This window comes from Spirillospora sp. NPDC046719 (assembly GCF_040645715.1).
Lineage (GTDB): Bacteria > Actinomycetota > Actinomycetes > Streptosporangiales > Streptosporangiaceae > Spirillospora.
Genome location: NZ_JBEYYT010000080.1, coordinates 21,178 through 29,210, shown reverse-complemented (window position 1 = coordinate 29,210; position 8,033 = coordinate 21,178). Strand labels below are relative to the sequence as shown.

Genomic DNA, 8,033 nt, shown 5'->3' with positions numbered 1-8,033 from the left:
CGCCCCGGGTATCGACCGGGGCGGAGGCCGGGAAGTCCGTCGGCTGGGCGGTGCTCCCTCAGCGCAGCGGGGATTCGGCGTACGGGGTCAGTACGACGGGGCCCAGCAGCCCGGTCCGCTGGTCGGGGGCGCGGTAGGTCGCGCCTCCGCCGGCCTTGACGGCGTTGTAGAGGGTGGTCGAAACGGTCACGGTGACGGTGTTGGAGCCGGGGCGCAGCAGGCCGTCGAGGTCGATGCGGCTGACGTCGCTCTGGTCGATGCCGCCGACGGGATGGCCGTTGACCTCCACGCGTACGGTGTCGACCGCCTTGCCGAGGTCGAGGTAGGCGCCGTTGCGCTCGTTCCAGTCGGCGGGCATCACGACGGCGGTGGTGTAGGTGCCGATGCCGGAGGCGTGGCCGAGCTCCGGACGGGCTGTGATCTCGTTCCAGGCCGGCAGGCTGCCGTCCGCACGTGCGGTCACCTCGGTCGCGGGAAGCGTGGTCCTGGTGGTCTTGTCCTGCCCGCCGCCCGGCGTCCACGACTCTGCGGAAAGGCGCCAGGACGTCAGGGTCCGCGGCGGCGGGACGTCCTTGATGGCGGCGGAGGCGGTACGGCCGTTGTCGAGGGCGGCGGTGTAGGCGCCTGCGCTGGTGGCACGTGCCACCAGGGACCCGTCGCCGTCATAGCGGACGTCCGTCGTGGCGCTGACGGCGTGCCTGCCGCCGGGCTTGGCGGCGAATCCCGTATGGGTCACCGCGATGACGGTCGTGCCGTAGGGGGCCAGCTTCGTGGGTACCTTGATGGAGCCGCCGCCTTCGGCGTAGGCGGCGATCGGGTCGATGGTGCCCTTCCAGCTGTCGAGCCGGTAAGGACGTCCGTCGCCGTTGAGAGAGAGCTCAGTGTCGACCGTGGAGGCGGACCGGTTGTAGACGAAGTAGTAGTCGGTGCCGTCCGAGTTGCGGTGCACTGTCTCGAGCGCTCCCGTGGACGAGGCCGCCTTGGCGTCGGGGCGCAGCCCGGCGCTGTTCAGGGCCGCGGGCAGGCCGGCCTCCTCGGTCAGGTGCTTGACGCTGGGCTGGCGCAGCAGTTGCGCGACCAGAGACTTGACCTGCGCGTCCTGGCGTGTGGTGGCCGCACCGGGCGCGGCCGAGGGGGCGGCGCCGACGATGAAGACGGGCAGGCCCTTACGGGCGAGAGCGAGGATGCGCGCGGCGGCGTCGGTGGTGATGGTCGTCTGCTCGTTCAGGACGAGGCCCTTGTAGGCGGCACCGTCCGGGAGTAGGCGGTGGCCCTTATAGGTAGCCCGACTGAGCGTGCCTGGTGTCAGGTACTCGTAGGTGTAGCCCGCGGCCGCGGTGGCCGAGTCGACGCCGAGCATGTGCCCCGGGCTCTCCTGCGGGCTGACGCTCTGCCCCGCGAGGCCGAGGTCCTGGTAATAGACGGCCAGGTCCAGGCGCGGTTCGCCCTGCCGCAGGACGAGTTGCAGACGGGAAAGGTGGTCGTTGACGGCGCGGTAGTCCTGCCATTGCGGGATGCGGGGGCCGAACAGTTCCCCGACATTGAGGTAGCCGCGAATGTTCCACGGGTTGTAGCCGGGCCATGCGCCGCCCTCACCGGGGTTCGGCGAAGCGAGCCCGGCCGGCGCGTCCTTGTAGGCGAAGCCGTGCCAGACGACCTGGGTGACGCCTCCGGCGAACGCCTTGTAGGCGGTGTCGAGGTTGCCGTTCTGGGCGTCGCCGTTGACCCACGGCTGGTCGGACTTGATGTCCTGGTTGAGGTCTCGGCCCGCCACGGTGGAGCGGTAGGCGCCGTTGAAGACGGCGCAGCACTCGGTCGAGACCCGGTCCGTGCCGACGGCGTGGGCGCCGCCCGCGAGGACCTTGTAGTCCTGCTCGGCGCCGTAGGGGTTGGGGCTGCCGAAGTCGAGCGACTCGCCTTCGGGGACGCCCGTCACCTGCGCGGCGCGACCGCTCTCGATGGGGTCGCCGTAGGGCTGGGCACGGTAGGTCAGCCCGCGTGACTCGGCCCAGCGCTGCAGGCCGGCCACATACCGCTCGATGTAGAGGTCGCTCCAGGTCTGGCGGTAGTCCCGCCGGAAGCGGGCCCCGCTGCCGTCGCTGAAGTCGAACGCCGGCGTGGCCGTCCCCTGCGCGCCGGCGCCGGTGAGCGCCGTGAGCGCGTCGGCGACGGAGTAGCCGCGGCGCTTGGCGAACTGGCTCGCGAAGTCCCACGTCCAGAGCTGGTTGGACCCCATCTCCAGCGAGTCCTCGAAGATGGCCCCGCGGCCGTTCATCCGCTTCAGGAGCCGCCGGGTCGCGGGGGTGAGGATCGCCGAGTCCCAGAAGGAGGCGACCGCCTTCACTCCGGTGCCGCTCAGGTGGTCGACGACGTAGTTCGGCGATGTCGCGGACAGGGCGGTCTTGGTGAGGCCGTCCGCGGTCTGGTAGAAGGCGAGCAGCGCCCAGGTGCCCGATCCTGCCGGCGCGGTCCAGGTGAGGCCGCCGTTCTTCGCCTTCTCGGTCAGATCGGTGACGGTGGAGCGATCCAGCTTCCGCGCCCCGCCCTCGGCCGAGGGGCAGGAGTCTTCGGCGCACTTCGCGGCCACCACGGCGACGAGTGTCGTCCTCGCTCCGGCGGGCACGCCCGAGCCGGGCGCGGGCAGCGTTCCCTGGACGGACGTTCCCGCCTTGACCAGCGCCGATCCGTACACGAGCTGCTGCGCGGCCGCCGGGTCGTTGACGTCTTTGACCGTGGGCACCGTCGGGGGGTAGTGCGGGCCCATGTTCTGGTCCACCGTCAACCCGTACCTGTTCGCCTCGGCGATGATGACCTGCAGCTTGTGCGCCCACAACGCGGTGCCCCAGCCATAGGTCTTCAGGAAGCCGGCCTCCTGGTTCCCGGCTCCGGGAACGCCGAACGGGGCCACCTCCACGCCCCCGGCGCCCGACGCCGCGATCTGCCCGACCTCCGTGCGCAGTTCGCCGTCGTCGGTGTCGGCGAGCGGCACCCACCACCGGTACTTGGGCCGCACGCTCGCGGGCGGATGCTGGAAGGCAGCGGCGGTCAGGACCGGTGCGTGATCCGGCGCGGCGGCGGTGGCGCGGGCCGGGGAGGCAGGTGCCGCGGTGAGCGAACCGGCGGTCAGGCAGAGGCTCATGCCGAAGGCCGTAGCTCCTGTGACGAGCGCCTTCTTGACGCCGCGTCCACGGGCGGACCGCGCCGGCGTGCCGGAGATCCCCGTCTCTGCGATCTCCGGACCCGCGGTGCCCGCGAGGCTTCGGCGGAGCACGCGCCGCCGGGGTGGGGGGACGGCTGCCACGGGCCACTCCTTATTAAAACGTTTTAATCGATGGGTGCTGAATAGTCGTTCAGCAGATGAGGAGGGGACATGTTTAACACCTGGAGCGAAAGCCGGTCAACGTCCCCGCGGGAGCGGCCGCCCACGACGCTGTCCGCGTCGAACTGGACGAACGGCTCCCCCGCAGGCTCCGGAGCGCCTCCCACATCCGGAAAGCGATACGCCGTTACGGCGAAGAAGGGGTGATGGACGATCGTTCCGACCCTGGAGGTCGCCGCATGACGGATACAGCCACGTGACCGCCGACCTGGGCCGCCGGTCACGCAAGGAGCGCAAGGTGGGCGTCGGCCAGGTGGACGACGACAACGCGGTGGGGGACGCCGAACTGGCGGCCGCGTTCCGACGGGACCCGGAGGAGTTCCAGGCGGTCTACGACCGGTACCGCCGGGACATCTTTCGCTATGTGGCCGGGCGGCTGGACCGGCAGGACGCGGACGACGTCACCGCCGAGACGTTCCTCGCGGCGTTCCGCATGCTCGACCGTTACGACCCGGCGCGCGGGGCCCTGCGACCGTGGCTGCTCGGCATCGCCACGAACTGCGTGGCCCGGCACCGCCGCAAGGAGGCGCGCCACTACCGCGCGCTGAGCCGCGACCGGCCGGAGCCCACGGCCGGCAGCCACGAGAACCGCGTCGCCGCCGCCGTCACCGCCCAGCGGGCCAAGCCCAAGCTGGCGAAGGCGCTGCTGGGGCTCTCGCCGGGCGAATGCGATGTGCTGCTCCTCGTCGCTCTCGGCCAGCTCACCCACGAGGAGGTGGCGCAGGCCCTCGACATCTCGTACGGGACGGTCGGCTCCCGTCTGAACCGCGCCCGCGCCAAGCTCCGTCAGGTCATCGACCAGGAGGATCTCCATGGATGAACTTCAGTTGCTCGCCACCGCACTGGACGAGCCCGACCAGTCCCCGGAGGCCGTCGACCAGGGCCGGCGGCGGCTCGGGAACGCGATCCACGGCCCGGCCCGCTCGCACAGGACCGCGTGGACGGCGGGCGGTCTCGGCCTCACCGCCGCCGCGGCCGCCGTGGTCGTGGTCGTCTCGGGCCACACCGGTCCCACCGCCACGCCCAACGGCCCCCCGGCCTCCGTCGCGACTCCGGGGGCCCGGATGTCCGCCGAGCAGGTCCTGCTCGCGGCCTCCTCCTCCGCCCTGGCGACGCAGCAGGGGTCCGGTATGTACTGGCACGTCAAGATGGCCTACATCAAGGGATACACCTCCGACCGGTCCCACCCGTACACCATCGAGACCTGGGCCCGGCGCGACGGGAGGTCCTGGGTCAGGCTGGGCTCGTCGAGCGGCCCGGTAAGGAACAACGACCCCGACGGCCCCTACGGACACTATGCCGACGGGTTCGACTTCGGCGCCGACGAGCGGCTGACCCTCACGCAGATCCAGAAGCTGCCGACCGGGCCCGCCGCGCTGAAGGCACGGCTCCTCTCCTACAACCGGGGGCTCCCCATGGCGCCGGCCCTGGAGGGAGGGCTGGTCGGCCTGCTCTCCGGGACCCCCGCACCGCCGAAGGTCCGCTCCGCCGCGTTCCGCGCGCTGGCCGCGCTTCCCGGCGTCAAGAGCCTGGGCCCGGTCAGCGGCGGGCAGGGCCTGCTGCTTCGCGGCCCCAGCAAGAACATGCTGGTCGTCGACCCGCGGACCTCGAAGGTGACCGGCACGATCGAAGAGGTCGTCAACGGCAGGAGGCTCTACGGCGGCAACGCGACCCTGGTCGCCGAGTGGACGAACGAACTGCCCCCCGTATCGACGCCGAAGATCGGGCCGACGGAGAAGCCCCGACGACCGAGCACACGGTGACCTTTCCGAGGGGCCCGGACGTGACCGGGCCCCTCACCCCCGTCCCCTACGACCGCGCTCGGACACCTTTTCCAGTTTGGAGGAATTTCCCCGATTTGCCGGACTGTCGGGCGAGCGAGCCACAAAGGGACCTTCTCTCCGGCACTGGCCGAGCACCAAAAGCACCACATTATTGAGCATTGGCCGGTTGATCGCGCTTGCTCCAGGAACGACGGTCCGCGTGAAGATTTCTTTTCGGACCAGAACTTCCCGGACGGCGGCGTTCCTGCTGGCCGCGGCGGTCACCGCGGTCGTGGCGGGATGCACGGGCGATGTGCGCCATGCACCGTCCCATCGGCCTGCGGCCGCCGCCAGGGTGCCCGGCACGATCACCGTGGCGGCCACCGGCGACTTCCTCCTGCACCAGCCGCTCATCACGCAGGCGGCCGAGGACGCCGCGGCGAGCGGCCACCACGGCTGGGACTTCCTCCCCATGCTCAGCCAGTTGCGCCCCCTCATCGACACCGCCGACGTCGGCATCTGCCATATGGAGACCCCGGTGGCCACGCGCCGCGGCCCGTTCGCGGGATACCCCGAGTTCAATTCGCCGCCGCAGATCGTCGACGCCGTCCGCGACCTCGGGTACGACACCTGCTCCACCGCGTCCAACCACACCCTCGACCAGGGTGACGCCGGGGTACGGCGGACGCTCGGCGCCCTGGACGCCGCAGGCGTCCGGCACACCGGTTCGGCACGCGGCCCCGCCGAGGCCGAACGCACCAATATGGTCGACGCGCATGGTGTGAAGGTCGCGCAGCTCTCCTACACCTACGGCACCAACGGCGTTCCGATCCCGGCCGGCCGGCCGTGGCTGGTCAATTCCGGGCTGGACGCGCCCGCGATCCTGCACGCCGCCGCCCGCGCCAGAGCGGAGGGCGCCGCGATCGTCATCGTCAGCCTGCACTGGGGCGAGGAGTACCGGCACGCGCCCACGGACGAGCAGCGGGCGCTGGCCCGCCGCCTGCTCGCCTCACCCGACGTCGACCTGATCATCGGCGACCACGTGCACGTCGTGCAGCCGTTCGACCGGATCAACGGCAAGTGGGTCGTGTACGGCATGGGCAACCAGATCGCCAATCCGGCCGCCAACGGCGAAGACACCCATGAGGGCCTGGTCGCCCGGTTCCGGCTGACGCGCGACGCGGCGGGCCGCTGGCGCGCGGCGGCGTCGTTCGTCCCGACCCTCGTGGAGGCGGGCCCGCCGATCCGGCTCGTCGACCTGCCCCGCGCACTCGCCCGTGACGACCTTCCCGCCGCCACCCGCGCCCGATACCGCGCGGCGCTCGACCGCACGACGGCGGCCGTCCGCAGTCTCGGAGCGAAGGTCCCCGTCTTGGACGGCCCCCTCGAGGGACCTCCGGCCTCCGCCGAGCAACTCGCGGGCCCCTGAAACGGCCCCGAGGCCGCTCGTCATGCCGGGCGACGGGCTGAAAACGGCGCGTTTTCCCGAACGCTTCACCGTCCTTGGCCATCGATATACCCGACGACCACCATGAGCGGGTGGAGGAGGAAAAGCAGGAAGCCTAGCATTTATGTCAGTAGTACCCCATCAGATGTCGGGAGTTGAAAGATGAACTACCCACTTCTCAACGTGTTCTTGACCATGATGTGGGTCTTCCTCTGGGTGTTGTGGTTCGTGCTGCTGTTCCGCGTGATCAGCGATCTGTTCCGCGATGACTCCCTGAGCGGCTGGGCCAAGGCCGCGTGGACGGTCTTCGTGATCGTCCTGCCGTTCCTCGGTGTCTTCACGTACCTGATCGTCCGCGGCGGGGGCATGGGCGAGCGCGAGATCGGCCATATGCGCGAACGCGAGGCCCGCTACCGGGAGGCCGCCGCACGGATCGCCCCGCGCACCGGCGGGAACGCCGAGGAGCTGGCTCGTCTGGCGGAGCTGAAGGCCCACGGCGACCTGACCTCGGACGAGTTCGAGCGCGCCAAGACGAAGGTCCTCACGGGGTGAACCGCCGTTTCGCGGGTCACTTCGACCGCGGGACGGCCGCCACCGGGCACGCCGCATGATGGATCACCCCATGCGCGACCGACCCGAGCCACGGGGCGGGCCAGTGATGCTCGCGCGTGCCGACGACCAGCAGCGCCGCCTTCCGTGACCGCTGGGCCAAGACGGAGACCGGGTGGCCCGCGCGCACCTCGGTGGCCACCTCGACAAGCGGGAAGCGCTCGTGGAACGGCGCGCAGGCGGCCACGAGCCGAGCGCGCCGCTCATCGTCGATCCGCTCCTCGTCGACCGGAGGGCCCGACTCCGCTTCCGCGGACGCCTGCCAGGCGTGGACCAGCCTGAGCCGCACCCCGCGCGCCGAGGCCGCGGCGAACGCATGGGCCAGGACGTCGTGGTCCTCCCCGCCGAGGCCGCATCCGACCGCCACCTCGCCGTCCTGCACGCCCCCGTCGCGGACGATCACGACCGGCACGGAGGAGTGCCCGACCATCCGCAGGCTCACCGAGCCCAGGAGCAGCTCGGTGAAGCCGCCGCGGCCGCGGTGGCCGAGGACCAGCTCAAGGCCGCCCTCGGCCTCGGTGCCCAGCGCGTCGACGGTCCGGCCGACCGGCAGCGCGGTGGTGATCCGCAGATCCGGGTGACGGTCCAGGACGGTCGCCTCGGCCTCCGCGAGCACGGCGCGGCCGGCGCGGGAGACGCGCTCTTCCTCCTCCGCCGGTGTGAAGCGCCTGACCTGGTACGGCCAGATCTGCGCCACGTGGACGATGTGCAGCCGCCGATGCCATCGGACCGCCTCCGCGGCGGCCCAGGCCACGGCCTGTCCGGCACTGCCGGAACCGTCGGTTCCCACGATCACCGGTGCGGGCATGGTCTCCTCCAGCACTCCGACGCGTTC

The 8,033-nt window shown here is 71.4% G+C and carries 6 protein-coding genes; 4 read left to right on the top strand and 2 right to left on the bottom strand.

Features of this window, described 5'->3' with window-relative positions; genetic code table 11:
- Positions 1-58: 58 nt before the first annotated feature.
- Positions 59-3,139 carry a glycosyl hydrolase gene (locus ABZ914_RS16565; protein ID WP_500193745.1) on the bottom strand — a complete coding sequence of 1,027 codons (3,081 nt, stop codon included), beginning with the start codon at positions 3,137-3,139 and terminating at the stop codon, positions 59-61.
- A 436-nt stretch (positions 3,140-3,575) separates the two neighbouring features.
- On the opposite strand from ABZ914_RS16565, the gene ABZ914_RS16560 reads away from it, so the two are divergent.
- From ABZ914_RS16560 to ABZ914_RS16545, 4 genes are all read left to right on the top strand, one after another.
- Positions 3,576-4,199, top strand: a complete 624-nt coding sequence (locus ABZ914_RS16560; RefSeq protein WP_500193744.1) for an RNA polymerase sigma factor — start codon at positions 3,576-3,578, stop codon at positions 4,197-4,199.
- The gene (locus tag ABZ914_RS16555; protein ID WP_500193743.1) at positions 4,192-5,142 is read left to right on the top strand and encodes a CU044_5270 family protein; all 951 of its coding nucleotides are present in this window, start codon (positions 4,192-4,194) and stop codon (positions 5,140-5,142) included. Before ABZ914_RS16560 ends, ABZ914_RS16555 begins: the two co-directional genes overlap by 8 nt.
- Before the next feature lie 220 nt (positions 5,143-5,362).
- Entirely contained in the window at positions 5,363-6,571 is a 1,209-nt protein-coding gene (locus tag ABZ914_RS16550; protein WP_500193742.1) for a CapA family protein, read from the top strand.
- A 180-nt stretch (positions 6,572-6,751) separates the two neighbouring features.
- Positions 6,752-7,141, top strand: coding sequence for a PLD nuclease N-terminal domain-containing protein (locus ABZ914_RS16545; protein WP_500193741.1), 390 nt, complete (start codon positions 6,752-6,754; stop codon positions 7,139-7,141).
- A 16-nt stretch (positions 7,142-7,157) separates the two neighbouring features.
- On the opposite strand, the gene ABZ914_RS16540 is transcribed toward ABZ914_RS16545, so the two are convergent.
- On the bottom strand, positions 7,158-8,006 hold the full coding sequence (locus ABZ914_RS16540) for a universal stress protein (protein WP_500193739.1): 849 nt from the start codon (positions 8,004-8,006) through the stop codon (positions 7,158-7,160).
- Positions 8,007-8,033: the final 27 nt, after the last annotated feature.

What these genes read in the sequence shown, in the direction of transcription:
- ABZ914_RS16540 (WP_500193739.1), bottom strand. Translation starts at nt 8,006, where the DNA reads ATGCCCGCACCGGTGATCGTGGGAACCGACGGTTCCGGCAGTGCCGGA.
- ABZ914_RS16565 (WP_500193745.1), bottom strand. Translation starts at nt 3,139, where the DNA reads ATGAGCCTCTGCCTGACCGCCGGTTCGCTCACCGCGGCACCTGCCTCC.
- ABZ914_RS16555 (WP_500193743.1), top strand. Translation starts at nt 4,192, where the DNA reads ATGGATGAACTTCAGTTGCTCGCCACCGCACTGGACGAGCCCGACCAG.
- ABZ914_RS16545 (WP_500193741.1), top strand. Translation starts at nt 6,752, where the DNA reads ATGAACTACCCACTTCTCAACGTGTTCTTGACCATGATGTGGGTCTTC.